At 38.4% G+C, this 26189-nt stretch carries 29 protein-coding genes; all 29 read right to left on the bottom strand.

Annotation, left to right across the window (positions count from 1 at the left end):
* Positions 1–4 precede the first annotated feature (4 nt).
* The 29 genes from DWX29_RS01625 to DWX29_RS01480 all read right to left on the bottom strand — a co-directional run bounded on the left by DWX29_RS01625 (position 5) and on the right by DWX29_RS01480 (position 26180).
* Positions 5–1189: a hypothetical protein gene (locus tag DWX29_RS01625; protein ID WP_118565018.1), complete on the bottom strand. Its 1185-nt coding sequence runs from the start codon at positions 1187–1189 to the stop codon at positions 5–7.
* Between the two features lie 29 nt (positions 1190–1218).
* Positions 1219–2661 (bottom strand): relaxase/mobilization nuclease domain-containing protein, encoded by a 1443-nt coding sequence (locus DWX29_RS01620; protein WP_347497638.1) that lies wholly within the window; start codon positions 2659–2661, stop codon positions 1219–1221.
* The gene (gene mobC / locus DWX29_RS01615) at positions 2648–2980 is read right to left on the bottom strand and encodes a plasmid mobilization relaxosome protein MobC (protein WP_055262787.1); all 333 of its coding nucleotides are present in this window, start codon (positions 2978–2980) and stop codon (positions 2648–2650) included. Before mobC ends, DWX29_RS01620 begins: the two co-directional genes overlap by 14 nt.
* Positions 2981–2984: 4 nt before the next feature.
* Entirely contained in the window at positions 2985–3506 is a 522-nt protein-coding gene (locus DWX29_RS01610) for a multidrug transporter (protein WP_077326146.1), read from the bottom strand.
* Positions 3507–3899: 393 nt separating this feature from the next.
* Positions 3900–4877, bottom strand: coding sequence for a DUF3991 and TOPRIM domain-containing protein (locus DWX29_RS01600; protein WP_077326150.1), 978 nt, complete (start codon positions 4875–4877; stop codon positions 3900–3902).
* Positions 4878–4881: 4 nt separating this feature from the next.
* Positions 4882–5421 carry a JAB domain-containing protein gene (locus DWX29_RS01595; RefSeq protein ID WP_004611525.1) on the bottom strand — a complete coding sequence of 180 codons (540 nt, stop codon included), beginning with the start codon at positions 5419–5421 and terminating at the stop codon, positions 4882–4884.
* A gap of 109 nt (positions 5422–5530) precedes the next feature.
* A complete protein-coding gene (locus DWX29_RS01590; protein ID WP_117813362.1) occupies positions 5531–6526 on the bottom strand; it encodes a DUF5688 family protein in 996 nt (331 codons plus the stop codon).
* Positions 6527–6540: 14 nt separating this feature from the next.
* Entirely contained in the window at positions 6541–6888 is a 348-nt protein-coding gene (locus DWX29_RS01585) for a helix-turn-helix transcriptional regulator (protein WP_055306798.1), read from the bottom strand.
* A 69-nt stretch (positions 6889–6957) separates the two neighbouring features.
* On the bottom strand, positions 6958–12336 hold the full coding sequence (locus tag DWX29_RS01580) for a SpaA isopeptide-forming pilin-related protein (RefSeq protein ID WP_172622379.1): 5379 nt from the start codon (positions 12334–12336) through the stop codon (positions 6958–6960).
* Positions 12337–12427: 91 nt separating this feature from the next.
* Positions 12428–13216: a hypothetical protein gene (locus DWX29_RS01575; protein ID WP_242950293.1), complete on the bottom strand. Its 789-nt coding sequence runs from the start codon at positions 13214–13216 to the stop codon at positions 12428–12430.
* A 235-nt stretch (positions 13217–13451) separates the two neighbouring features.
* The gene (locus DWX29_RS01570; protein WP_172622380.1) at positions 13452–13625 is read right to left on the bottom strand and encodes a hypothetical protein; all 174 of its coding nucleotides are present in this window, start codon (positions 13623–13625) and stop codon (positions 13452–13454) included.
* Between the two features lie 5 nt (positions 13626–13630).
* Entirely contained in the window at positions 13631–14080 is a 450-nt protein-coding gene (locus tag DWX29_RS01565; RefSeq protein WP_008395352.1) for a hypothetical protein, read from the bottom strand.
* A gap of 8 nt (positions 14081–14088) precedes the next feature.
* Entirely contained in the window at positions 14089–15051 is a 963-nt protein-coding gene (locus tag DWX29_RS01560; RefSeq protein WP_330394027.1) for a ParM/StbA family protein, read from the bottom strand.
* A gap of 9 nt (positions 15052–15060) precedes the next feature.
* Positions 15061–15315 carry a hypothetical protein gene (locus DWX29_RS01555; protein ID WP_077326156.1) on the bottom strand — a complete coding sequence of 85 codons (255 nt, stop codon included), beginning with the start codon at positions 15313–15315 and terminating at the stop codon, positions 15061–15063.
* On the bottom strand, positions 15302–15454 hold the full coding sequence (locus tag DWX29_RS01550) for a hypothetical protein (protein ID WP_243003008.1): 153 nt from the start codon (positions 15452–15454) through the stop codon (positions 15302–15304). Before DWX29_RS01550 ends, DWX29_RS01555 begins: the two co-directional genes overlap by 14 nt.
* Before the next feature lie 543 nt (positions 15455–15997).
* Complete coding sequence (locus tag DWX29_RS01545; RefSeq protein WP_005340582.1) at positions 15998–16282, bottom strand: DUF6462 family protein; 285 nt, start codon at positions 16280–16282, stop codon at positions 15998–16000.
* A gap of 3 nt (positions 16283–16285) precedes the next feature.
* Positions 16286–16744 (bottom strand): DUF6462 family protein, encoded by a 459-nt coding sequence (locus tag DWX29_RS01540; protein WP_008395356.1) that lies wholly within the window; start codon positions 16742–16744, stop codon positions 16286–16288.
* Between the two features lie 8 nt (positions 16745–16752).
* On the bottom strand, positions 16753–16974 hold the full coding sequence (locus DWX29_RS01535; protein ID WP_008395358.1) for a DUF6462 family protein: 222 nt from the start codon (positions 16972–16974) through the stop codon (positions 16753–16755).
* Between the two features lie 239 nt (positions 16975–17213).
* Positions 17214–18758 carry a lysine--tRNA ligase gene (gene lysS, locus DWX29_RS01530; protein ID WP_117908522.1) on the bottom strand — a complete coding sequence of 515 codons (1545 nt, stop codon included), beginning with the start codon at positions 18756–18758 and terminating at the stop codon, positions 17214–17216.
* Between the two features lie 45 nt (positions 18759–18803).
* On the bottom strand, positions 18804–19289 hold the full coding sequence (greA, locus tag DWX29_RS01525; protein ID WP_117908520.1) for a transcription elongation factor GreA: 486 nt from the start codon (positions 19287–19289) through the stop codon (positions 18804–18806).
* Between the two features lie 78 nt (positions 19290–19367).
* Positions 19368–20324, bottom strand: a complete 957-nt coding sequence (gene dusB / locus DWX29_RS01520; RefSeq protein ID WP_117908518.1) for a tRNA dihydrouridine synthase DusB — start codon at positions 20322–20324, stop codon at positions 19368–19370.
* A 9-nt stretch (positions 20325–20333) separates the two neighbouring features.
* Positions 20334–21104 (bottom strand): type III pantothenate kinase, encoded by a 771-nt coding sequence (locus DWX29_RS01515; RefSeq protein WP_117908516.1) that lies wholly within the window; start codon positions 21102–21104, stop codon positions 20334–20336.
* A complete protein-coding gene (locus DWX29_RS01510) occupies positions 21105–21431 on the bottom strand; it encodes a DUF6145 family protein (protein WP_022088033.1) in 327 nt (108 codons plus the stop codon).
* Between the two features lie 187 nt (positions 21432–21618).
* Positions 21619–22986, bottom strand: coding sequence for a HAMP domain-containing sensor histidine kinase (locus DWX29_RS01505; protein ID WP_118565017.1), 1368 nt, complete (start codon positions 22984–22986; stop codon positions 21619–21621).
* Between the two features lies 1 nt (position 22987).
* A complete protein-coding gene (locus DWX29_RS01500) occupies positions 22988–23674 on the bottom strand; it encodes a response regulator transcription factor (protein WP_118565016.1) in 687 nt (228 codons plus the stop codon).
* A gap of 117 nt (positions 23675–23791) precedes the next feature.
* Positions 23792–24370: a hypothetical protein gene (locus tag DWX29_RS01495; protein WP_118565015.1), complete on the bottom strand. Its 579-nt coding sequence runs from the start codon at positions 24368–24370 to the stop codon at positions 23792–23794.
* Positions 24371–24383: 13 nt separating this feature from the next.
* A complete protein-coding gene (locus DWX29_RS01490) occupies positions 24384–24620 on the bottom strand; it encodes a hypothetical protein (RefSeq protein WP_022088037.1) in 237 nt (78 codons plus the stop codon).
* 176 nt (positions 24621–24796) lie between these two features.
* Positions 24797–25711: an SPFH domain-containing protein gene (locus tag DWX29_RS01485; protein WP_022088038.1), complete on the bottom strand. Its 915-nt coding sequence runs from the start codon at positions 25709–25711 to the stop codon at positions 24797–24799.
* A gap of 28 nt (positions 25712–25739) precedes the next feature.
* Positions 25740–26180 (bottom strand): NfeD family protein, encoded by a 441-nt coding sequence (locus DWX29_RS01480; RefSeq protein ID WP_022088039.1) that lies wholly within the window; start codon positions 26178–26180, stop codon positions 25740–25742.
* Positions 26181–26189: the final 9 nt, after the last annotated feature.

Genomic DNA, 26189 nt, shown 5'->3' with positions numbered 1-26189 from the left:
CCTCCTAATCTGCCATACTGTTTTCAAGCACAGCAATCTCAATGATCTCCTTCATCTTTTCTGCTGAAATATTATTGGTAATAAGCTCTATAAGCTGTGTCTCCGTAAGTCCCTTTTCTATTGCACTCTTAATCTGGACAAGCTGTGCCGGAACAAGATCGCCCGATGCAACAAGCTTTACAATGTCTGCTCTCGACTTTTTCTTAAAAGAAAGTCTTGCAAAAAGGCTTGCCACTCCGCTGTTGCTGCTCTTTCTCACACTTCTCTCAATCGGAAGTCTCTGCACCACATTTCCGGTACCATCAACTACCGGAATCTGATAATAGACCGGAATCCCGTTTGCCACAGCCTGCATATTCTGAGGAACTGCAACTGTATCAACCATCTTTTTATCTGCCTGTGATACGGACTGGATTTCCTGCGGCTCTGCCTTACTTTCTGCCTCTTTCTTATTCTCTGTGGCAACACTTATGATTTTATCTTCCAATGACTCTATTCTGTCTCCCATACGCTTCATCTCCTTATCCTTTTTCTCAATATCATCCCTGAGCCTTGCAATCGTACTGCTTGCCTTATTCAGTTCATTCTGCTGACTGTTGATAAGAGCATCCTTATCTTGGTTCTCCTTGACCAGACGCTCCCTGACTTCCTCATCATCTTTGGAAGTTTCTATTTCAGAAAGCTTCTTATTCAGGGCATCATACCTTTCATTCTGGTGATTGATCTTTTCAACCACTTCATCCATCTGAGCTACAAGACTTTTCACATACTCTAAATCCTGTGGCATCTGCTCTTTGGCTTTATTAAGCTTATCTAATACCACATCAAACATCCTGCGCATGTTTACTGCTGTATCATCTTTTTGGACTACCTCTCTGATTGCATCAATCGGCACACCTTTTTCATAGTAATCCAATACTGTCTGCATCTTAGGTGCTGCCATCCTGCTATCTTTCAGCAGCGTTAACAACTCTTCTGATACACCCTTATGCAGGCATTTTGATAACACCTTCATCTGTTCAATGTCATAACTTTTGTTAAGATACAGACCGATTTCATCATCAGTCAGTCCATATTCATAATCGCTTTTGACAAGAGCAATGACCTCACTGTCCATATGCTTATTACGAAGAATCTGTATCTTTCTCTCAATCGCCATTTCACTTAATGGCGCTCTTTTTTCTTCCATATATGCCTCCTAACCACTAAAAAAACAGCCTAACGTACCGGCTGTTCTTTTCTGTCTCTTATTGTTTCTTTGTCATACTGCTTCTCTTCTGCCGAAGCTGATACAGTAAGTTCCTTCCATATTGATCTTCCAAGGCTAAGTTCCTTTGATACCGCCCGTTCTGCCTTACAGTCCTGTGCATACTTGCTCTCATATTTCTTTCTAAGACTCTCGACCTCTTCCACACTGTATCCCTGTGCTAAAAGTTCAGTGTTAAGCCTTTCCCATGCATTGTGCTCATCTTCAAAGAAGGTATCCCCACTCTGATAACACGATTCCGCATCATCAAGCTCCCGAATCTGTTCAGCCTTGTCAAAAATATCTTTAAATCTTTCCTTTGCCTTATAGGTCTTACTCTTTTCCTTTGATGCTTCTTTTTTCTTATCCGTCAGATTATCAAGTACCGATACAAGTTCTTCCGCACTCTCAATCTTATGCCTTACCAGAAATAGATACTGCTCCTGCAGCTTATGCATCTTTCGGATATCATCCCTATACTTCCATACCTGACTATATGGCTTCTTTTTCAGCTTCCCAATCCGGTAAAGCTTTGCATAATATCTTTTCTGCAAGCCTGACATCTTCGCCCTGCGGTATCTTTTGACATAGCACTTTACTATCGCTGCCTGTTTTTCCTCATTCTGTGACTGGTAAAAAGATAAATCTTCCTTCGCAATACGCTCCACAATAGCTTCCTGTGAATAATTCTCGCCAAGAGTCTTACATCTTCTGAATCTTGTCATCCCCTGTGGTCTGACTGCCAGATACTTTCCCTGCTTGACCTCATATCCTTTTTCCGACAGCAGTTCCAGAAATCCTCTGAAATCATTTGCCTGTAAAATGCAGGCATCCAAATCTCTTTTTATCATATCTGCCCACACAAAGCTGCCTTCACGATATTCGCTCCAATCCTTATAATTCTCGTGCTGTTTCTCTTTGCTGCCATCCTCCACATCTATAATGGAAAGACCATACTCCTGACACAGCTTATTGGTAATTGGCTGGATATACTTTGCCCAGTCACCTTTCTCGTAGCGATACTTTTTCCCATCCACAAAGCTTACACTGTTAAATACAATGTGTGAATGAACATGGTCTGTATTATCATGAACCACAAATACCGCTTCATAGGCATCACCAAGATATTCTGCTACAAACTTCTGTGTTATCTCAAAAGCCCTATCCGGTTCCACCTCATCCTCTTTGAAAGAAAGAATGATGTGATACCCCTGTCGCTTGTCTGTTTTTCCAAACTGCTTCTTTGTATCCATCATCTGTTCAAAAGCCATATCTGCCTGGCAGTTTATAGCTCCCACAAGTCTTCCTCCCTGCGTTTTCTCAGGATTCATCACATAATCCAGTGCCCGTTTCAAATGCCTTGCATGAAAAGAATTCCCGCTGTCCTTCATATGAAGTATCTTACTGATTGCCAATCTTTACCACCGCCTCGCTGACAGACTGATTCAGCTTTTTCATATATGCCACAAGCTGTTCCTTATCTTTCTTGGAATACAGCTGTGCATTGCTGTTAAATACAATCTGATTGATGTTAATGCCGATTCGGTTTATCTCATTGATAAGCTCTTTAAGAAGTTTCCTTACTTCCGGATAGTCATTTGGTTTCTGACTGATTAGAAGCCTGATATATTCGGCTTCATTCATTCCATTTGCCTTTGCCTTATCAGAAAGTACCTTCGCTTCCTGTGGCATAAGTCTTAGTGTTTTCCTTATACAATGAACTTTATCAGCCATAGAATCACCTTCCTCTCTTACCCGTACTGTATTCTCTTACTCCTTCTGCTACTGTTACAGCAGCTTTTTCCAGTTCTTTATTACCCAGCTGGGCAATAACCCTGTCTGCAAGCTCTGTAGCAACTTCTATAAGTTCCTTACCATAACTGGTTTTATCAAACAATCTGTCCAGTCTCTTTTCATCTGCTTTCAGACTTTCATACTTGCTCTGATACTCGTTATAGTCGTTAAAATCCTTTGGATCACTCCTGTGTGCTTCCGCATCAAGTATCAGTTCATAGTTCCATTCACAGACAATATCTATAACATCATCAATCAAATATGGTTCTATCTCGCCATTCTCTTCAGCAATATCCTGCCTGTACATCTTCCCATCTGAATCTATGCCAATGGCATAATCATGTCCTTCCATATAGTTAAGCAGAATTGCAGCATCTTCTATCGAAGGGTTTAGTAAGATATCAAATGTGTCTGCCCAAGCAATAAGTTCCTCTGGTTCTGCGATTATTGTAAGTTCTTTATCCATTGCTTTCCTGCACCTCCCTTATCCGTGTTTTGTATATCTCTTCCACCCACACGCCTGTCTGAATCTCTTAGGTTTACGGCTAGATACGCATTAGAGACATCTCTGTCCTAATGCCATCTAGTTAGGGAGAAAATCTCCCTAAAACCCTCTGTTTATGGAAGTGGGGGCGCTTTTTGCCCCCACTTTGCTACTTTGGGGGCGCTTTCTGCCCCCACTTTGTTATTTTTGGGGCGCTTTCTGCCCCCACTTTTATACTGAATTCAATCCGGTTTTTATCGTGTCCGAATTGCGGGGGCGCTTTTTGCCCCCACTTTGACATTTTGGGGGCACTTTCTGCCCCCACTTTGCTGTTTTGGGGGCGCTTTCTGCCCCCACACATCAAAATCCGGTTTCTCATGCCCTGACTGGTTCATCTGCTCGCTTATTCATCCTGTTCAGATTAAGCTTTGCCGCCACAAGCCACTCGTTGTAATCCTTATATCCGGCTGGAGGCGGACAGTCTTCTACCTCATATCCAAGCTCATAATACTTTCTCATAAGTTCAGCTGCTGCTTTTCTCCCCGGCTCATCTCTATCAAGGCAGAACCGGATGGAAGTAATCTGCGGATGTTCCCGAAGAAAAGTCTCAAGTGGTGCATCTGCAAGCATCCCAAGTGCCAGCTTATTTGATTCATAATCCGTGAAGATATCCACATAACTCATAAGGTCGATTGCAGCCTCAAATACTACAAGCTCTGTACTGTTAACATTTACTACATTAAATCCATAGTTTTTATCATTGCCTGTGACATCACACTTGAATGGCTTGCCCTGCTTATCAAACACGCCTCTCATACTTGCAAATCTTGTCACTCCATTTTTATCATTTCCCTTGAAAACAACATTGTGGTAATGCCTGCTCTCATAAATCAATCCATCTTTTAAAAACAGATCTATGACTGCTCTGCTGATTCCTCTCTCCTGATTCAGATATGAAATAAGATAGGAATTATCTCCTGCCGGTTCCGGTAGGACAAACGGCTTTCTCTCCTCTGCCTGCTTCTGCGATACCTGATGAACAAGTGGCTGCTTTACAGGATTCTCGATTCTTCTGTATCCTGCAAAGTCCAGAAGCCAGAACACAGCCTCTTTTACACTCATTCTACAAAATACCCGTAAGAAATCTATCTGTGAGCCGCCATTGTTGCCTTTGTCAAACTGCCTTGACCATCTGTACCAATGGCTTCTGTTATAGATACGGATGGAATCCATCTCCTTTAAAGTGTGGTATTTGCCAATCCTCTTTACCGTATACCCAAGGCTTTCTGCAACTGCACACAGGTCAACACTCTTTGCTATGGCAAGCTCTTCATCCGTAAATCTTCCATCCATGCTTTCACCTTGCCTTTCCCTGCTCTGCTACAAGCGGTGACTTGATATCAAGTGTCCGGTAATCTGTGCTCAGGGTAATCTTAGGATTATCAATCATGCCTTTTTCCCTGAAACTGAAAAATTCACGATTGTCTCCACCGACTATGATATGGTCAATGAGCGGTATTCCCATCAGTTCACACAGCTTGTTCATGCGGTCTGTCATCATCGTGTCTGCCTTGCTTGGGAATACATTTCCGGATGGATGACAATGGATTAACATCATGCTTGCAGCATTGCTTAAGATACTTGATTTAAACAGCTCTCTCGGATGTGCCATTGCCTCATTTAAAGAACCAACACTTGCAAAATGCACATTGATAGGTTTTAAATCTGACCTTAGATTGACCACACACACTACTTCCCTGTCAAACTGGCACATACAGTCTCCCATGACAGCAGCTATATCCGCCGGATTGTTAAAGGTGTGCTCCGAATAAATCGGAGCATCCTTTACAAGTCTTACCGAAACCACATCAAGCTTGAAGTCATTCTTCTTTGGCATCAGACACCGCCTCCTCTCCAAACTCGACACGGATAACAAAGTCACCTTTCTGGCTGTTTATGAGAGCAATGAGTTCTTCCATTGTAAGTTCCTGCTCCATAACTGCCTCCTATCTGGACTTTTCCTTCGCATCATATACAAGGGGAGGTTCTGCAACGATACCATCAAGTCTCTTGTTAGGTGTATCAGTTGCAAGTGTGAGTTTTCTTAAATCCTTATCATAGTGATATACCTGATTGGAAAGTCTCTCGTCCAAAGACACCTCCTGCATATTTACCTCGACTACCATCTGTGCAAGCATCTCAGGGCTTCCCATATCTGAAGATACTGCAATAACCTCATGCACGCTCGAAGGGAGAATATAAAGGTCACTCTCTAAACTCTCTGCCAGCTCATGAAGCTCATTCTCATAAAGCATGGATGCTGCGCCATTGATACCCTTTTCATTGGAAATCACCCACATTGTCTGTTCCGGTGGAATCTCGGCTATCATCATATCTGCAATCTCCTGTGGCATCCCATCCCTTGCGAACATTTCTTTCATAATGTCATTCATGCTTCGTACTACAGGTGGAAAGAGCCTTCTTGTGTTTTCAGCAGCACACTTAAAGAGCTGTTCCTCGCTCATCCCAAGTCTTTTTGCAAATTCATTTGTAATTTTTGAACTCTGCACCGCATCCTTATCGGCACTGATAATTACCTTGTACACAATAGAAAGATCCTGGAACTCCCTGTGAGGTACCTGTTCCAAAAAGGTCTTATTCTGCTCTGTATTGATGAGCTGGAATACAATCTTCTCGTTAGCATCTCTCATAATGCTGTCCACATCAACAACCGGAGCCTGCTCATATGCCCTTTCCATAAAGTCACATGCAGCCATAAGTGTTTCCTCAAGATCACCACAGTCCTGATACTTCTTATACATGTCATTGATATAAATCGTAGGCGAAATGTTCCTGCCTTCTTCTCTTAAGATGATGCCATCAAGAGTCACATTCACCTTTTCCACTGGCTCTGCCACAAGCTCCATTCCTTTGAACTTCTCAGGCATATAATCCATAAACTTTTCTTTTACTACTTCCTTAAAAATCTCATAATTCATCATATTACGGTTCCTCCTTAATCTAAATTGTCATACAAAATCCCTTCATCCTCGGGATTTTTGTGTTCTCTGTAACTGTTGTCTTCTTCGATTCCCATATCAAAAGTGGTATGAGATTTTCTTTTCTTTCTGTAATAATTCTTGAGAAACATGCACTTTCTACAGTCCTCACAGAATAATTCTTCCGGCGGAATGCCAAGTGCCTTTGCAATCCTGTTCAACGTTCCCGTCCTTGGAACTCTTGAACCATTTTCGTATTGGGCAATTCTTACATCACCTCTATTTTCAAAACCACTTTTCTCGCCCAGTTCCCTGAGTGTCATTTTTTGTCGTTTTCTGTAATATCTGATTCTTTCTCCTACCACTGTTTGTCCTCCAAATCAAAAAAGCGGAGAACATAAGTCACTGGCTTACATTCCCCGCAAGGTTAATTGTTACTGTTTATTCTTTTTCTTTCTTCCACGAAGTCCGACTCCAACACCTGTAATAAGTGCAAGTGCACCAATTCCAAGATAAAGAAGCGGATTTGCATTGTCGCCTGTCTGTGGAAGCTTAGGCTCTGTCGGTACATTGACAAGCTTAAGAGTTGTTACAACAACATCCGGTGCATTGTCATCATATCGAAGAGTTACATCATGAGCTGTTTCATCAAGGATATATCCGTCAGCTGCTTTAGTCTCAACAACTGTATAATGGATATCTTCTTTGAATGATCCATCCTCGTTGTAAGTACAGATAGGAAGCTCCTTGCTCTCTGCATGACCATTCTTGTCAGTAGTGAGTGTATCAAGCACCTTTCCGTCCTTATCCCTTACTTCAAATACAACACCCTCAATCGGCTTTCCGGTTACTTTGTCAGTTTTCTCAATGACAATCTTACCTACTGCCTGCTCATCCTTCATGGATACCTTCTGAATCTCGGCAGTCTCCTTTACCTCAAAGGTCACATCCTTCGCCACCTTGTATCCATAAGGAGCTGATTCTTCACGAAGTGTGTACTTTCCAACAGGAAGTCTTTCGATCATATAAGTCTTTCCAGCCTCAGATGTCCAGCTTTCTACAAGCTTTCCATCAGCATCAATTACTGAAAGCTTTGCTCCAGGCAACTCTTTCTCTCCTGTGATATCAGTCTTTGAAATTTCTACCTTAATAGGTGCATTTTCAAATGCTGCCTCAAACTCGATAACCTTTACCTTATCTCCCTGATATGAAGCATCCACATCAAAAATCTTATCAGACTTCACATAGCCCTTTGGGGCCTCAATCTCTTTGACATAATACTGTCCAAGCGGAAGGTCAGAGGTAAATGCAGCCTTTCCATCCTTGCCTGTTACTGTTCTCTCAATCTGTGTATCAGCTTTTACGATTACCTTGCCATCTTTGTTCACAATGTCTTCTTTCGCAAATAAACCGAATACTGCTCCCTCAAGTGCTTCCTTAGTCTCTGAATCAGTCTTGGTTACAGTAATCTGCACTTTCTGACGCTCATTTGTCACATCCATTCCTGCAAACACAACCTTTGTATTCTGGTCGATATAGGAAAGGTCTGCTTCAATCGGTGTATCATCTAATACAAATCCATCAATGGTCTTTGTCTCAACAAGATAATATCTGCCAAGTGGAAGGTCATCAATTCTTGCGATACCCTTATCATTTGTCACGATGGTTGCCACCTTGTCTCCTGCCTTATGATATACAGTGTCAAGTCCGTCAGCACTTACGATATCCTCTTTTGCATATACATCAAAAGTTACTCCTGCAAGGCTGTCCTTGAAGAAATTGAAGATAAAGTCGTACCAGTACCCCTTCATAAGAGTGGTATCTGTTACAAATTCGCCGTCCTTATTGATAACGATGGAACCTGTAGGAACTTCATCCTTCATCTCTACATGCTGCACTTTGCCTGTGTCCTCAACTGTAAACTGGATATCTGCTGCCTTGAGATATCCGTAAGGAGCAAATTCCTCACGAAGAGTGTAAATCTCTCCAACTACAAGTCTCTTGATTACATGTGCTTCCTTAGCATCAGATGTCCATGTGTCTACCACATTTCCATCCTTATCAAGTACAGTAAGTGTTGCACCTGTAAGCTCTGCACCGCTTGTGATATCTGTCTTTGTAAACTCAAAGGTTGTAGGAGTGTTCTTATACTCGCTGTTATATACAGCAGTCTTAACATCCTGTCCCTGATATTTTGTATCAAAGTTTACTGCTTCCTCATTTGTCACATATCCGGCAGGCTTTACAAGCTCCCTTGCAACATATTTTGCAAATGGATAATTCTTAACAAAAGCAATCTTTCCATTCTCATCAGATGTTGCCTTCTCAAGAAGTGTGCCTTTCTCGATAATAACTCTGCCATCAGCATTCTTGATATCCTCATCTGCATAAAGACCAAATACTGCACCTGCAATCGGTGTGTTATCTTCTGCATCAAGCTTAGTCACTGACATATCAAGCTTCTGTCTGTCATCTGAGAAAGTAAGGCTTTCCTTGATAACAGGTGTCTTATCATCCACATATGTGAATGTCACTTTCTGCTCATTCGGATTTAATACATATCCGTATGGAGCTTCCACTTCCACAACTCTGTACTGTCCAAGAGGAAGATTCTTTGCTGTTGCCTTTCCATCCTTGCCAGTTGTAAGAGTTGTCACAAGGTCTCCCTTGCTGTAATACTTAATGCGGTTTCCGTCTGCATCCTTCTGGTTGTCTGCTGTGTAAATATCTTCCGCAGCATAAACTTTGAATTTTGCTCCGGCAAGTGAGCCTTCCTTATAAACAAACTCTTTCTCATATGAGCTTGCAAGAAGTCCACCCTTGAATCCGTCAAGTACCTCTCCCTTCTTTTCTACAGTCAGCTCTCCGACTGCAGGGGCATCGGAATATTCCACGGTGATGATTGCATCATTTGTATCACCATCTGTCTCAAATGCTGTATCAGTATCAACCGAGATGTTGACATACTTATCATTTACAACATATCCAAATGGTGCAGACACTTCCTCAATGCGGTAGTTACCGATTTTAAGTGCCTCCGGTAAGATTAAATCTCCGTCCTCATCAGTAAAGAATGAAGTATGCTCTACCTTTGACGGATAAGTTGTGTACTGCTTTACATATTCGTTCTTATCAATATTGAAGATTTTAAACTCTGCATTTGGCACAAGTACTGTCTGCTTTGTATCGGAATCCTTCTTGATTACACGAAGCTTTGCAGTAAACTCCCTGTCAAGGAATACTCTCCATGTCTGAGGTTTGTCAGGATGGTTCTCGCTGATTTTTACCTCAAATGGCTTGATCGTCTTCATGTTATGCGGAGTCTTTGACTCAACTACCACATAAGTTCCATAAGGAATTGCAATGGAAACTGCATGCCCCTTGTCATCGGATGTGATTGTTGTTGCTCCGTTTTCCCCGATTACAACCGGAGATGCCTTGTCAAAGTCATAACTTCCATCTGCCTTTACAGGTAAAGATGATTTCAAATAAGCTGTAAACTCTGCACCTGCAAGCAGTCCTGCTTCAGTATCATCGCCATTGTCAGATACCTTGATAAGCTGGAATGGCTGCTTGATTACCTGCTCTGCTGAAGTTGTACTTCTTGATACCTCTGCTACAAGGTCTCCCTCATAATCACATACCACATCATGTTCCTCTTCGTCTAAGAGATACCCCTCTGATGGAGTGATTTCCTTTACATAATAATTTCCAAGGTAAAGGTTATTGACCTCTGCCTCTCCATTCTTATCTGTTGTAAGTGTTGCTACAAGGTCACCTGCTTTGAATACGACTCCTGTTGCTCCGTCCGGATGCACGATATCGTTTCTTGCATAAAGACCATAAACTGCACCTTCAAGGCTTGCATCTCCCTGGGCAACTGCCTTGCCTGATTCCTTGTCTACCTTGTAGATATGAATCTTTGCTGTCGTTCTGTCATTCACAAATGTATGACTGAATGATGCCTTTGCCTGTGTTTCAGGTAATACATTGAAATTGAAGCTGTAAACATCTTTACTGTTTCTGATATACGCATATGGTGCCTGTGTCTCTGATACATAATATCCGTTAGAGATTGGCAGATCCGCGCTGTAGCTTGCCTTTCCGTCCTCACCTGTAGTTACTGTCTCAAGAGCTGTACCCTTTGTCACAATAACCTGTCCGGCATAGTTTTTGATGTCATTTCCGGCATAAAGTGTGTACTTGCCGCCTTCAAGAGGGTTCTCTGTGTCAGAGTCCTTCTTTACGACAGATACATCCGCTTTCTGTCTTGTATTCTCAATCGTAGTTGATTCATACTGGACTGTCACAGTCTGGTGCTTATACTCAACTGCTACTGTCTGAGGTGTGGTATTGATTGTATATCCGTCAATGCTCTTAATCTCAGTAATCACATAAGTTCCAAGATGAAGGTCAGATAATACCACCTGTCCGTCAGTTCCTGTTGTTAGGCTTTCTGCTACAACATCGCCAGCACTATACACCTTTGTACCATCTGCCTTGTAGATATCTGCCCCGGCAGTTACCTTGAATGCTGCTCCGGAAAGCTTCTTTTTCTCATAGGTGAAATTGCTTCCATTCCATGAGCTAAGCACCTCACCCTCTTTATAGATTGTGATTGCTCCAAGCTGCTCTTTATCTGTTGCAGAGATTCCCGTTGTCTGTCCTGCTTTTACAGTAAGTGTATGAACCTTACCGGAAAGGACATATCCCTTTGGTGCGGTAATTTCTTTTACATAATAAGTGCCTGCAACAAGTGCAGCTGACTTTGCATATCCGTTTCCATCTGTTGTCATGGTCTGTACTCTGTTTGTGCATCCGCTGTCAGAATAGATTCCATAAACTGCACCGGAAAGCTTCACTCCGCTTGACTCATCTGTCTTTGTAAGCTCACCATATCCGATGTTCTCTGTCTTGACCTTGATATAGGCTTTGACAGGATCTGCTGTCGGTCTTTCAGAAATAAACTCCTGATATCCGCTTTTTCCTGTAAGCCAGAATACACAGCTTGATGTTGTCTCAACCTTGCCTGCATTGGATGTGAATGTTCCTGTTGTAGCTGTAGTATTCACACTCGTTGAAGATATGGTAATACTGTTGCCATTCTTATCAACAGAATATCCGCTGATGCCAAAATCAAAATCCGATAAAACACCATTGCTGTCATATAATGTTGTTTCAAATCTCTGACTTCCCTCATTCCACTTCAGCTCATAAGTTGGTGCCTCACTGGTTCTGCGTGATGCAAAACTTGGAAGTGTTGCATTGTAGGAGCTGCTGATATTGTCCCTGAGTCTCTCATAATAACTGTATGAAGAATCAGGACTTGGTGCTGTGTTGCAGAGCTTTCTCGCTGCCGAATCACCACTTCCAGTTCCAAAAATATCTGCTACAATTACCCATACCATTGCCTGAGTTGCGATATACTCATCACACTGGCTGTTGCTTGGTGCCGCCTTTTGTGTACTGTTAAACCCATAATAAAGGCAGTAACTTAAAAGCTTTCTCTGCTGTGCTGACATTGATGTGCTTGCATCATCGTAGCTGTTCATAAGCTGACCGCCATCTGCTCTTAATCCGAAATTCATACAATATGCCGAATTTCCGTCAAGAATTGAATACAGAATCTTGCCATGATTAAATCCGGGCTTTAGCTCACTTACTTCTCCGGAATTTTTGACTGATGCATTCCAGAACGCAATATTTGCCTGCGGACTGGCTGCAAATGCTGTTGTACCATTCGTAAAGAGTGTTCCAACCAGTGTGAGCATAGCCATAAATCCTGCCATAAAACGCTTTAGTTTCTGTTTCATGTGCTCTTTCCTCCTTAATTTACGCATAAAAAAAGAAAGACATAAGTTTATGGCTTACATCTTTCTTCCTTCTGCTTCTATTCGTTTTTATTTATCTGTGACATCGAAACTCGTAATAGTCTGTGCCGCCTGTCGTGTAAACTCCATCATAACTGATGTAGAATACCGGATCTGTTTCCAAAAGTAACATACTTGCAATATATTCTGCGATTGCATCCTCAGATGATAACCGCTGTCCATCAATGGTACTTGCTTTGTTAAGGTCTGTCTCTACAAACACACTATAATAAGAGCCTTCCATACCATCGTAAGGATAATACTCATTGTACTCTTCCTGCGTGATACTGCCATCATTCAAATGGTTCTGTAAATTCTGCTGTGTGGTAATCATTCCTCCTGCCTGACACTTTGCTGTTGCAAGTGACACAACATTCTGTGGACTGTATGCCACGGATGCAGGCTGTGGGTTGCTCACATTGTCTTTCGGACTGTCTGTAGTCTGACCACCATTACCTGCATTACTCTGATTTCCGCCAGCTTCCTCATTATCATTTACAGGAGCTTTCTGTTCCGGCTCGTCATTCTGCTTTGGCTTTTCTTCCTGCTTTGAAGCAGTTTTATTATCTGCGGATCGGTTATCTTCTTTATCAGTCTTCTCTTCTGAATCTTTAGCCTCGGCAATATCTTTCTCTGTCTCATCACTTCCAGCTTCGGTTGTGACCTCTGTGACAGCTTCCGTTGCCATTGCTACTTCTTCAGTTGGCTTTACGCTTTCCGTCTGTTTCTCTGTCTGATTATCAGCCTTTTCCTTACCACCATTACAGGCAGCCATTGAAAAGACCAGTACTGCGGATAATAAGATAATACTTATCTTCTTCATAGTAATCACCCATCCCTTCTCCGCAAGAGGGACGGGCTTTGTGTTCCGTGCCATCCACCCTTGCAGTGAACTATTTATCTGTAATGCACGGGACACATAGGACTGTCCCGTATTCTGTGCATCTTAAACTCCTTTCATTATACCAGCTCTCTTATTTTAAAGAAATACTGCATAAGTCTTCTGTTTTTCTTATAATTTAAGAATAAACCCTTTACCTGCATTCGCTCACCTCCTCTCAGAATGTGCCCATTCTTACGAATGAAAGAAATACCCTTGCCACCATTGCGAATAGAAGAAGAATTATTCTGGCAAGTCCTAAGACCAGCTTCAAAGCTCCAAGAATTATCCTTAATATCCACTTGAGTATCTCTAAAATCACTGTTCCTACGGCTCCCATAACTCTTCTCATAATAATCAGTCTCCTTTCGACATCCATCCCATTGCAAGACCTGCAACATCTGCATCGTCCATAACATCTTCTGTAAGTTCTTGTGCTTCACTATTGGCTGCCTGCATAATTACCGGCTGACCAACATTCATCCCGGATATCACTCCGCCTAACAGCTTTATTACCTCTTTTCTAGCCTCATTGGTTGCTGCTTCAATGACTTCTTCCTTAATGTCATCAATATCTTCTGACCGGATATATTCAGCCCTCTCTTTTTCCTTCTTCTTGATAACAAAGGTTTCTTTTCCATAATTATCAATGTAAAACTGAATCGCATCTATGATGAACTGATTCTTAGATTTGAAAATCTTTGGATCAAGGTTCTGAATCACATCATTGATTTTCACATGCTGAGGATTGCTCATGTTGAGGCGGACAGAAGTTTTTACTTCATATTCAAGTCTTCTTCCCATCATCTGCCTCCTTATGATAATCGCTTAGTGCTTTTAAGTCCCATCGTGGCAAGCTGTTCATATCCTCTTGCATTTGCCTTTACATCAAGGTTATAGGAAATGTTCTTTGCATCGTGACTGCCAAAATTCTTCATCACAACTGCCCCGCCACCGACAAATACAATCGGTGTAGTCTTTAAGTTATACCCAAACTCACGGATTGAGTTATATACCTTATCAACAAAATCCTCTATCTCTGCCTTGATAATGGCAAAGTATTCATCATCAATATCTGACCTGCCATATCGCATGATGTTCTGTATCTCTGACTCGTCTACCTCTCCGTTAAGCTGTCTTACACACTGCTCATTGATAGAACGCATACAGGTAATAAGACCTTTTGGAATCGTCACACACTTTGATTCATCCGGTGACTTGTTGATTACCGGCATAATGTCGATTGTCCAGCTTCCAATATCTACTATCAGTGTTTTCTTTGCCATAGCAGGAATCTTGTCCACTACTGCTGCATAGCACTGAGGAAATACTGCCACATCATCAATTTCAATATGATATGACTCATTCTCATATTTGAAGCTTACACGCTTATTCTTTGTCAGGTACTTGATAAAATCATTCTTCTCTGCTCCAAATCTTGTAAGTGGAAGTCCTACAGCAAGAAATACCTTTGCCTCTGCAAGACCTCTTCTTTTAAGTTCCTTGGCAACTGCTGCAAGAGTGAGAAGATAAAAGCTGTCATCTTCGACCTTTGTATCCTTTACTTCCTGCCTCACAGCTCCAACCTTATAGAACTTTCCTTCATACTCAAGTACATCGCCGAAAAGTGCCGGAGTTGTTGTAATCTCCTTAACACCTGTGACAAATACCTGAGAGATTGTTTTCATCATTGACCATCCATGATCAATGCCGATTACTTCTAACTTGTTATTCATGTGTTTTGCACATCCTTTCTTCTTAAACAGCCACTTGAACATCTTAACCACCTACTTTCCTATCAGCTTTCGCATACAAGGAAAACAATAACCATTCCCTCGATAATATGGACATCCGACACATTCCGTCGGAAGTTTCTGTTCCTTTTTCTTAGATGGTTTACAACATGTTCCATTGGCACATCTGTTGTTATGTCCCCAGAAGAATCTACAATGCATACAATCTTTTAATTCTCTTTCAAGCTTTTCTTCTGGAGATACAAACCTGCGTTTCTTATGCTTATCTCTTTTTTCAACTGTTCCCACCAGAGCTCTCCTCCCTTCCAAGGAGTGATTGCTCTCTTATCTGTTCCATTGTCCTGTCCGACTCTCCTGCCGTCCTAGCTAACGAATACAATACGATAAGAACAATAATTATTAATGCTATGCTAAATCCCATCACCACTTTATCCTCCTTCAAATTAGTTGCCATATAGACAGAATTTGAATTTGGAAGTGATATAGTCTACATGGCTATGCTTAACGCTAAGCATGTAGGTACACGCCAGTCTTCTAGACTCCTATATCGCCCCGTGTACAAAGAGGTGTTCTCACCTCCGGGAGTTACAGACGAGCCACAAAATGTGTTTCACGACGCCCTTCTGAATTATCAGAAGCACTATCTCCTCTTTTAGCCTTTTGAGGATAAGGACGAACTTCTCGCCCTCTGTGGTTAATTATCCTTACGCAACATGCCTATTCCTTTTACCAGATTTCCATCCAGCTTCTCGCCCTTCATCTTTCAATCCATCAGACTACTAATATGATAGCTGTGACTTTCATCCTCCAGGTACATGCCCCGTAATTTTACTACCTACAGATACTCTGCAGTGCAAACTACTTTGCAAATCTGTAACTGATTATTCAATTGTTATGTCCAATCTCTCTTGGACAATTGATATTCTACAATGCACTTTAATTTTACGGAAGTGACACCACTGGTGTATTTTTACGAATTTTCACCAGTTTTTGGTGTATTTGTCATTTCCTTTAATTTGTTCCATGTATGCTTAGGCAGTTCTCTTGCCGGCTCTCTGAATCGTTCAAGATATTTTTCAAATAATTCCGTATTGATTAATGCTGAATTACCGACTTTATAGACTGCTCCTGCCTCTCTCGCAATTACTATGATTCTAGATTTACTTATCCCATAAATAATCGCTCCTTCCTCTGCATTTACAAATTTTTTCATAAAATCCTTTGTATCTGAATAGCACTTATATGAGTAACTCATTCATCAGTCTCCTTTCACATTTGGCAATGGATGTTTCATTTCTGTTGGCGGTTCTCTGAATTGCTCCATATAATCATCAAAAATTTCCAAATTTATTAATATAGTATTTCCCTTAGCTGTTCCAATCTTATATACAGCACCCGCTGCTCTAGCCATTTCAATAAATCTATGATGCCCTATGCTATATGTCATTGAAGCTTCCCCAATTCTTACAAACTTCTTTTCTACGATTTTGTTTGAACTAGGCACTCTTGCAAAATGTTTCATAAATTTCATCAACCTTTCCTTATGTACTAATATAATCTTTGCAAGCTGATATCTTGCTCCAGCAGCTAATGCTATATCCATTGCCTCATCTCGTGTTACATCTAATAAAGCCATTACTTCATCAATACGAATAAATCTTGGTTTTACAATTTCTTTTCTATAGGCACTAACTGAACCACTCAATGTATTTACCATAACATCACCTACTTATAAAACTCAGAATCTGTAATATGAAAAGTTTCAAGATACTTATCCAATATTTCTGTATTAACAAGTACAAGCTGACCAATCTTATAACAAGCCTTGGCATCCTTAGCCACTTCTTGAAATTTTGTCATTCCCATACTGTACATCTTTGCACCATCTGAATATCTTACAAACTTTTTTGCATCCTCATATCTATCTTTTTTCTTTGATTCATCCATTGCTGTGCTCCTTTCACTTTGACTTCATAACAAATGACGTATTTTCTCCATAACGCAAAAAAGAGGACATCTTCTAAATTTCTTTAGAAAATGTCCTCTTAGTAGTTCATATTCGATTGAGTCTTATTCTTTTCAGATTGTGTACTCTTTCATACTGATGTAAATGACTATGCCAAAATACGTCTTTTAATGCGTCCTTTGACGTACTCAAATGCCTCAATCCCGCATAAACACTAGGTTTATTTATCCAAGCTCTTCATTGTCGGGAATAACAATACATCTCTAATAGCCTGTGAATCAGTTAATAACATACAAAGTCTGTCTATTCCATAACCTATACCACCTGTTGGAGGCATACCTACTTCAAGTGCATACAAGAAGTCTTCATCTGTATGGTTAGCTTCTTCATCACCTGCGTCAGCAGCTGCATCCTGAAGTTTAAATCTTTCTCTCTGATCAATTGGGTCATTAAGTTCTGAGTATGCGTTACACATTTCCCATGTATTAATAAATAACTCAAAACGTTCTACCTTAGTAGGATCTTCCGGTTTTTTCTTAGTAAGTGGAGAAATTGCAATTGGATGATCCATAACAAATGTAGGCTGGATAAGGTTCTTTTCACAGAATTCTTCAAAGAAGAGGTTAATGATTTCACCCTTTCCATGTCTTTCTTCAAATTCAATATTGTGTTCTTTTGCTAAAGCCTTAGCTTCTTCATCTGTAGCAACTGTATCAAAATCAATGCCTGTGTATTTCTTAATACAATCAACCATTGTGATTCTTTCAAATGGCTTACCAAAATCGATTTCAATTCCGTTGTAAGTAAACTTTGTACTTCCAACAACTTTTTCTGCAAGGTATCTGAACATTTCTTCTGTAAGGTCCATCATACCATAGTAATCTGTATATGCCTGATATAATTCCATAAGTGTAAATTCAGGATTATGTCTTGTATCTACACCTTCGTTACGAAATACTCTACCGATTTCGTATACTCTTTCTAAACCACCAACGATAAGTCTCTTAAGGTATAATTCAAGAGAAATACGAAGTTTAACATCTTCATCTAATGAATTGTAATGTGTTTCAAATGGTCTTGCTGCTGCACCACCTGCGTTGTGTACAAGCATAGGTGTCTCGACTTCCATAAAGTCTTTTGCATCAAGGAAGTTTCTGATTTCCTTAATAATCTTTGAACGCTTAATGAAAGTTTCCTTTGATTCCTGATTCATAATTAAATCAAGATATCTCTGACGGTATCTCATATCTGTATTTGTAAGACCATGATGCTTTTCAGGAAGAATCTGAAGACTCTTTGTAAGAAGAGTAACTTCTGTTGCATGAATACTCATTTCACCTGTCTTAGTCTTAAATGGATAACCTTTAACTCCAACGATATCACCGATATCCATTTTCTTGAAATCCTTATATTCTTCCCATGGTTCTTCTTTGCTTATATCATTTCTTGCAACATAAACCTGAATGTTACCATCTCTATCCTGAACGTTACAGAATGAAGCCTTACCCATTACACGTTTTAACATAATACGTCCGGCAATTGAAATTAATTTAGAGTCATCTCTAATTAATTTTCCTTCTTCATCATGTACGCATTCTAATTTATCAAAATTATCTTTAATTTCCTGACTGTGATGTGTCACTTCATATTTAGTAATCTGAAAAGGATCCTTTCCCTTTTCCTGCAAATCAGCTAATTTTTCACGTCTTACCTTTAAAAGCTGATTAATATCCTGCTGCTGATTCTGGTTATTCTGCTGTCCCATTGTTACTCCTTTATATCTATATCTTTTTGTGAATTTTTATTAAAATTAAAGTACCTTCTTAATCTCTAATACTTTATATTTAGCTTCTCCATCTGCTAATTCAACAAGTACATCATCACCTACTTCATGACCAAGTAATGCCATTCCTAATGGAGATTCATTTGAAAGCTTCTGCTGAAGACTGTTTGCTTCTGTAGAACCTACAATGCTAAATTCTAATTCTTCATCAAATTCATAATCGAAGATTTTTACATGACATCCAACACTGATTTTATTAATATCAACGTCCTCATCAGCAACTACTTCAACATTTTTAAGAATTTTTTCGATTTCATCTATTCTTGCTTCAATATCTCTCTGCTCATCTTTTGCAGCATCATATTCAGCGTTTTCTGATAAATCGCCCTGTTCTCTTGCTTCCTTAATTTTCTGAGCGACTTCTCTACGTCTATTTACCTTTAAATCTTCTAATTCTTTTTCCAATCTATCAAGTCCGGCTTTTGTAAGTACGTTCTTCTTTGTTTCTGCCATTTTTTAATCCTCCGATCAAATTTTTATATTTAAAGTTTTACAATTAATAATAGCCTAACACGGCATTAATGTCAATGTTTATTGCAGTTTCGCGTTAACCGTCTCTATTAAATTTTCCATAGTTTCAATCTGGTTACACATACGTCTAAGTTCTGCTGAATGTGGCAAACCTGCCGTATACCATGCGATATGTTTTCGCATTTCTCTAATACCTGTATACTCACCTTTATAATCAACAAGCATTTTAGCATGTCTTATAATCATTTCTCTTATATCATTTATTTTCGGTTTGTCTATAACATTCCCATTTTCAAGATATTCTTTAATTTCTCTAAATATCCATGGATTTCCTCTTGCACCTCTTGCAACCATTAATCCGTCACATCCGGTATATTCTTTCATTGCCTTTGCATCCTCAGCTGAAAAAATATCTCCATTTCCAATTACAGGAATCTTTACTGCTTTTTTTACATCTTTTATTACATCCCAATCTGCCTTGCCACTATAGTATTGTTCTCTCGTTCTTCCATGAACTGCTATAGCCGATACACCACAGCTTTCTGCAATTTTTGCAATTTCAACAGCATAAACCGTTCCATTTTCAAAGCCTTTTCGTATCTTTACAGTGACAGGTTTATTTACGGCCTTAACCATTTTTGTAAGAATTTCTTCTACTAATTTTGGCTGTTTTAACAATGCTGAACCTTCGCCGTTATTTACAATTTTAGGAACCGGGCATCCCATATTTATGTCGATAAAATCGCACTCTCCTTCTTCAACCTGTGCTGCAATCTGTGCCATTATATCAGGGTCAGAGCCAAATAACTGAACTCCTACAGGATGTTCATTTTTATCTATATTCAATAATTCTTTGGTATTCTTGTTTTTATATAGAATTGCCTTTGCACTAACCATTTCCGTGTAAAGCATGTTGCACCCCATCTCTTTACACAACAAGCGAAATGGCAGGTCTGTTACTCCTGCCATTGGTCCAAGTGCCAAACAATTTTCAATTTCAATATTTCCTATCTTCATTAAGCACCTTTACTTTTTATTTTTTTCGTAAATAAGTCTCATTCCCTGAAGAGTGAGTTCCTTATCATAAATATCTATTCTATCCGTATTTTCATAAATAATTCTTCCAAGACCACCTGTTGCAATAACTTTTGCGTTGAGAAGTCCGCTTTCCTTTTTCATATTATCTATGATGTACTCTGTCTGTCCGATATAGCCATAAACTATACCCGCCTGCATACTCGTAATTGTATCTTTTCCAAGTATTGATTCAGGCTTTTTAATTTCAATTTCAGGAAGCTTTGCAGTATCATTCCATAATGCCTTTGCGCAAATTCTGATACCCGGAGATGTAACTCCTGCTGCAAATGTTCCATCTTTTGTAATTAAATCATATGTTGTAGCTGTTCCAAAATCAATTACAATACATGGTCCACCATACAATTCATATGCACCTACTGCATCTACGATTCTATCTGTTCCAACTTCCCTAGGATTTGCACGCTGAATCTTTATTCCCGTCTTTGTGCCTGCCTCAATAACAATAGGATGTAATCCAATATATTTGTAAATTCCATTTGTTAATGAGTACATAATCTTAGGTACAACCGATGATATTATTACTGCTTCAATATCTTTAGGTGAAATACCTTTTCGTCCAAGCATTTCTGCAATTAATACTCCATATTCATCTGATGTTCTTGCCATCTGAGTTGTCATTCTAAATGTAGCATAAACTTTTTTTTCTTTAAATACACCAAGTGTGATATTAGTATTACCGGCGTCAACTGTAATTAACATTTATTCCTCTCCTAAAACAAATACTTTATAGTACATTTCCAGTGATTCTAAAAGTTCTCTCTTATCAAGCTGCATCTGCTTAACCTTTAATCCGCATCCTATATCATCATATAAAAGGTCTCCCTCATCTGCCTCTGTGACAATCTGTAATGTTCCATCTTCTTCATATTGCAAAATAAGAATTCCACCTACTTCTTCTGTAAACAGCACACACATAATCTGCAATTCCTGTTTTACACGCTCCGGAAGATTAGAAAATTGATCGTTTAAATAATACTTTTTTTCATATGCATTAGACGCACACAAAACCATTTTTTCATTAAACATTCTGTTTTTTCTCCGTTCTTTGTCATTTCGTCTTTTTTAACTTTACGCAAAATACAGAATTTGTCAAGAAAAACTTACTAATGTTAATAAAGTAGAGTAAATATCTGTTAATTATTAATACAACTCTTTTCCCATTTTGACATTTTTTAATATTCAATTTGCCTTAACCAAATTAATTTGACAAATATTAGCTAAAACATAGCAGAAATTTAATTTTATAATTTCCCGGAATTTTGCTTTCTCCATTTGGTATTGCAGTTATATTTCCATTCATGTTTTCCATTGCTTCTTTTGCTATTGCAAGACCTAATCCGAAGTTTCCTTTTTCTCCTTTATAGAATCTTTCAAACAAATGAGGAATGTTCTTTTCAATTGTTCCATCTCCATCATCGTATATTTCAATTACGTTTTTGCCATCCCTTACATATCCTCTGATAAAAACCTGTTTTTTTGCATATCTAATACAATTTGATGTAATGTTTAAAATAACATTATGGAACAAATCTTCGTCAATATTTATGCTCATCTGTTTATCTATTTCCATATCAATATCGATTTCTTCTTTTAATGCAATTCCTTTTATTCTCTGCAAAGCATCTAACATAATCTCTCTTGCATTAAATTTCTCAATGGAAACATTATACATCTTACTATCAAATTTGGATAATGTAAGAAGTTCAGCCACCATCTTATTTAGTTTTATACTTTCCTGTCTGATGACTGATGCCGCCCCTACATTATCGCTTAATATTCCACTTTCAATACCTTCTGCATAACCTTGTATTGACATAAGTGGATTTCTAAACTCGTGAGAAATATTCTGATAAAAACTCTTTTGATTTTCGTCATTTGCTTTTAATTTTGCAGCCATATGATTAAGGCTCTTATACAAATCTTCTATTTCTTTATTTGACTGCCCTTCAATTTTATTTGTAAATATTCCGTTTCCTACTTCATTTGCGTAAGCACAGGCTTTCATAATCTGATTGCTAATACTTTTTGACAATTTTACGGAAAATACAACACTTACTATCATGCAAATAAGTATAATAACCATTAATATTACATTAGAATTTACAAGATTGTCCGTCCCATTCCTCGTATTGGTTACAAATACCATTGATGCATTTTTAACACCCTCGTAATTGTCCAAAGATACAACTGAAGTGTAACATTGATAATTATTAATTTTTTCTCTGTGGATATCTTTTTTTGATTTTGAAATTTTTATTATCTGACCATCATTTATTTCAAACCCACTATCACTCTTAAAACTTATATTTTCATTTCTCAAAATATAAAAATTAGTGTTTCCTGATAATTTTGTGGAAGTAAGAGCTGCAACTAAATTTGTAAGAAGTTCTGACGAATCCCCTTCTTCATACGATGTTTGCACAAGTTTTTCCATAGTTGTCATTGTACTTGACAATTCCTTTTTAGCCGTAGTCTGTATATTATTAGTCATTACAACATTAAAAATAACTAAGATTATAATAGGCACTGCAACTGAAATTGCAAGCATTGATGACAATAATTGTTTATATATCGTTCTCATTTTACACCTGCTTCTTTAATGCCATTTTAAATCCATATCCCCATACTGTTTTTATTTCTACATTGCTGTCTGCTATTTTTCTTCTAAGCCTCTTTACTGTATCATCTGTAGCTCTTGTATCAATATCATATGCGATTTTCCACACTTCTTTAAGCAATTCTTCTCTAGAAATTGCCTGATTATTCTTTTGTATAAGATATTTAAGAAAGTCGAATTCCAGTGGTGTGAGAGCAATTTCCTCATCATCTACATATGCCTGCTTCTTAGTCACATCAATTTTTATATTTCCAAATGTAACCTTTTCTACTTTTTCTACCTTATCCATCGAAATTCTTCTAAATAATGCCTGAACTCTCGCCACAAGTTCTATTGGTGAAAACGGCTTTGTCAGATAATCATCCCCGCCAACGCTTATTCCTTTTATCCTATCCTCTTCGCTATCTTTTGCTGATAAAATGATTATTGGAACATTTGCTATTTGTCTTATCTGTCTGCATATTTCTACACCATCTGTTCCCGGCATAATAACATCTAAAATTATCATGTCAGCATTTTTTTCTTTATATCTTTTAAATAAATCATCTCCATTAGAAAATGTCTCAACTTCATATCCCTGATTTTCTAAGAAACATTTTACTAACTCACGTATATTCTTTTCATCATCAGCTATATAAATTAATTCGCTCATTTTTATCCCTCTTATAAAATATGTAATGCCCCCGCCCTTCGGTCAGCGGCTATTCGTCGGAAACATTTATAAAAAATGAACTTTGTTCATTTTGTTTCCTCCTATTTACGGTTATCTTTAATTTTCTGAAACTACGGATTCTAATTCTAACGATGCTATCTGTAATTTTCGGTTATCGCAATTTAATCTTCTGTCTGTTGTTGTAATAACCTTGCTTTCTGTTAATTTTTGACTGCTTCTAATATATTTTTTCATTTCATTTGATTCTTTTGTAGCTTTTCTCAAAATAGATGAAAGCTTGTTCTGACTCTTTATATATTTTATCTGTTGTTTTTTTATATAACTTTTCTTCTTATTATTTAATTTTGCATTTTCCATCTTTAAGCTTTTCTTCTGGCACACTTCCTTCTGTGCACGTATTCTTTCAGTATATATTTTCAAATTTTCAGTATATTCATTTATTTTTATTTTAAATTCTTCTGTTGGTTTTGTATTCTTTTTTATTAATTCTATGCATTTATTGTTTATTTCTGTAAGTTTTACACTTTTAGTATCAATAATAGAATTATTGTCTTCTATAATTACATCTAATTCTTCATTTGTCATAACATTATAATCTACTGCCGCAAATGCACTCATGCTATAAATCATAATTATTGTCATTGTTATAAAAAATGTCTGTGCTATTCTTTTCATTTTACCCTTCCTTTTAATCCTTTAAAATATCATTTAATTCTTCTAACTGCTTAATTGCTTCATCTAAAGCGTCCTGTGTACTTTCTTCATTATTTGTACTTACTTCTTGATTTGTTGTTTCTTCTATATATGTATTATCATTTACAGCAGTTGTCTCTTTTATTTTTTCTTTTCCATTGCATGCACATATTGTTATGCAGGCAACGCATAACATAACTCCTATGATTGTCTTTTTTATTATCTTATCCATTTTTCCCCTCTAATCATTCGTCTGCCTTTGTTTATTATAAAGTTTCATATTCACTTATTCAATTATACTGATGTGGCAATTTTGCGGTAATTTTTGTGGCATTCGTAGTATCCTCAAAAAAAGGGACAGGTTCTCTCTGAAAGCAAGCTTTCTTAAGAACCTGTCTTTTTTTATTATTAGTCTTTTATTACTTCTGTTATTGCTTTTACTGAGCCTGCGAGTCCCTGAATGTCAGATGGGATTATAATCTTTGTTGCCTGACCGTCTGCTGCCGCAGCAAATGCTTCTAAGCTCTTTAATGTAAGTACTGACTGGTCTGCTCCTGCTTCTTTTATTAATTTGATACCTTCTGCAGTTGCATTCTGTACTTTAAGAATTGCCTGTGCTTCACCTTCTGCTTCAAGAATTCTTTTCTGTTTTTCAGCGTCAGCTTTTAAGATTGCTGCCTGTTTTTCTGCCTCTGCTTCAAGTACTGCTGATTCTTTCTTTCCTTCTGCTCTAAGAATAGCTGACTTCTTTTCACCTTCTGCAATTAAGATTGCTTCTCTACGTTCACGTTCAGCCTTCATCTGCTTTTCCATCGCATCCTGAATTGCTGTTGGTGGAATAATGTTCTTAAGTTCCACTCTGTTAACTTTAATTCCCCATGGATCTGTTGCTTCATCTAAAGACTGTCTCATCTTAGCATTAATAATTTCTCTGGATGTAAGTGTTTCATCTAATTCCAAATCACCAATAATATTTCTAAGAGTTGTTGCCGTTAAATTTTCAATAGCCATAATAGGGCTTTCTACACCATAACAGAAAAGTTTAGGATCTGTAATCTGGAAAAATACAACCGTATCAATTCTCATTGTTACGTTATCCTTTGTAATAACCGGCTGAGGTGCGAAATCAACAACCTGCTCCTTCAAGTTAACTTTTCTTGCTACCATATCTAAAAATGGCACTTTAAAATGAAGACCTACAGACCATGTGCATTTATATCCTCCAAGTCTTTCAATAACATAGGCATGTGCCTGTGGTACAATCTTTACGCATGTTGATACTAAAATCAACGCTAATACTACTACTACAATTAATAATGGCATTTTACTCCTCCTCAATCTTACTTCATGCTCAATTATTTAGTTCCGTTTTTTCGACAATAACTTTGACACCCTCAACCCTTAATACTTTTACATATTCTCCGGCTTCTATGATTTCTCCATTATCAGTTCTTGCTGTCCAGTCCATTCCATCAATCTTTACAGTTCCGGTTGCAAGTACGTTGTTTATATCAGCCGTCACTTCTCCAACCTTTCCTTCCATGGACTCAACATTTGTTTTTTCAGGATCTTTGTTAATATAATTTACTGCAAATGGGCGAATAAATAATAATATTAAGATTGACACAACAACAAAAACTATTGCCTGCACAATCAAATTTGCCCCCAATGCCGAAACTAAGCATGCGGCCAGTGCTCCTACAGCAAACCATATACTTGTTAATCCCATTGTTATTAACTCTGAAACTGCAAGTATAACAAACAGAGCCAGCCATACTACAACATAATCCATATTTCGCTC

The sequence above is a fragment of the Eubacterium sp. AF19-12LB genome (assembly GCF_003479125.1).
Classification (GTDB): Bacteria; Bacillota; Clostridia; order Lachnospirales; family Lachnospiraceae; genus Eubacterium_U; species Eubacterium_U album.
This window is presented reverse-complemented; position numbering and strand designations above follow the sequence as displayed.

What these genes read in the sequence shown, in the direction of transcription:
- DWX29_RS01625 (WP_118565018.1), bottom strand. Translation starts at nt 1,189, where the DNA reads ATGGAAGAAAAAAGAGCGCCATTAAGTGAAATGGCGATTGAGAGAAAG.
- mobC (WP_055262787.1), bottom strand. Translation starts at nt 2,980, where the DNA reads ATGGCTGATAAAGTTCATTGTATAAGGAAAACACTAAGACTTATGCCA.
- DWX29_RS01610 (WP_077326146.1), bottom strand. Translation starts at nt 3,506, where the DNA reads ATGGATAAAGAACTTACAATAATCGCAGAACCAGAGGAACTTATTGCT.
- DWX29_RS01600 (WP_077326150.1), bottom strand. Translation starts at nt 4,877, where the DNA reads ATGGATGGAAGATTTACGGATGAAGAGCTTGCCATAGCAAAGAGTGTT.
- DWX29_RS01595 (WP_004611525.1), bottom strand. Translation starts at nt 5,421, where the DNA reads ATGCCAAAGAAGAATGACTTCAAGCTTGATGTGGTTTCGGTAAGACTT.
- DWX29_RS01590 (WP_117813362.1), bottom strand. Translation starts at nt 6,526, where the DNA reads ATGATGAATTATGAGATTTTTAAGGAAGTAGTAAAAGAAAAGTTTATG.
- DWX29_RS01580 (WP_172622379.1), bottom strand. Translation starts at nt 12,336, where the DNA reads ATGAAACAGAAACTAAAGCGTTTTATGGCAGGATTTATGGCTATGCTC.
- DWX29_RS01575 (WP_242950293.1), bottom strand. Translation starts at nt 13,216, where the DNA reads ATGAAGAAGATAAGTATTATCTTATTATCCGCAGTACTGGTCTTTTCA.
- DWX29_RS01570 (WP_172622380.1), bottom strand. Translation starts at nt 13,625, where the DNA reads ATGAGAAGAGTTATGGGAGCCGTAGGAACAGTGATTTTAGAGATACTC.
- DWX29_RS01565 (WP_008395352.1), bottom strand. Translation starts at nt 14,080, where the DNA reads ATGATGGGAAGAAGACTTGAATATGAAGTAAAAACTTCTGTCCGCCTC.
- DWX29_RS01560 (WP_330394027.1), bottom strand. Translation starts at nt 15,051, where the DNA reads ATGTTCAAGTGGCTGTTTAAGAAGAAAGGATGTGCAAAACACATGAAT.
- DWX29_RS01545 (WP_005340582.1), bottom strand. Translation starts at nt 16,282, where the DNA reads ATGAGTTACTCATATAAGTGCTATTCAGATACAAAGGATTTTATGAAA.
- DWX29_RS01540 (WP_008395356.1), bottom strand. Translation starts at nt 16,744, where the DNA reads ATGGTAAATACATTGAGTGGTTCAGTTAGTGCCTATAGAAAAGAAATT.
- DWX29_RS01535 (WP_008395358.1), bottom strand. Translation starts at nt 16,974, where the DNA reads ATGGATGAATCAAAGAAAAAAGATAGATATGAGGATGCAAAAAAGTTT.
- lysS (WP_117908522.1), bottom strand. Translation starts at nt 18,758, where the DNA reads ATGGGACAGCAGAATAACCAGAATCAGCAGCAGGATATTAATCAGCTT.
- greA (WP_117908520.1), bottom strand. Translation starts at nt 19,289, where the DNA reads ATGGCAGAAACAAAGAAGAACGTACTTACAAAAGCCGGACTTGATAGA.
- dusB (WP_117908518.1), bottom strand. Translation starts at nt 20,324, where the DNA reads ATGAAGATAGGAAATATTGAAATTGAAAATTGTTTGGCACTTGGACCA.
- DWX29_RS01515 (WP_117908516.1), bottom strand. Translation starts at nt 21,104, where the DNA reads ATGTTAATTACAGTTGACGCCGGTAATACTAATATCACACTTGGTGTA.
- DWX29_RS01510 (WP_022088033.1), bottom strand. Translation starts at nt 21,431, where the DNA reads ATGTTTAATGAAAAAATGGTTTTGTGTGCGTCTAATGCATATGAAAAA.
- DWX29_RS01505 (WP_118565017.1), bottom strand. Translation starts at nt 22,986, where the DNA reads ATGAGAACGATATATAAACAATTATTGTCATCAATGCTTGCAATTTCA.
- DWX29_RS01500 (WP_118565016.1), bottom strand. Translation starts at nt 23,674, where the DNA reads ATGAGCGAATTAATTTATATAGCTGATGATGAAAAGAATATACGTGAG.
- DWX29_RS01495 (WP_118565015.1), bottom strand. Translation starts at nt 24,370, where the DNA reads ATGAAAAGAATAGCACAGACATTTTTTATAACAATGACAATAATTATG.
- DWX29_RS01490 (WP_022088037.1), bottom strand. Translation starts at nt 24,620, where the DNA reads ATGGATAAGATAATAAAAAAGACAATCATAGGAGTTATGTTATGCGTT.
- DWX29_RS01485 (WP_022088038.1), bottom strand. Translation starts at nt 25,711, where the DNA reads ATGCCATTATTAATTGTAGTAGTAGTATTAGCGTTGATTTTAGTATCA.
- DWX29_RS01480 (WP_022088039.1), bottom strand. Translation starts at nt 26,180, where the DNA reads ATGGATTATGTTGTAGTATGGCTGGCTCTGTTTGTTATACTTGCAGTT.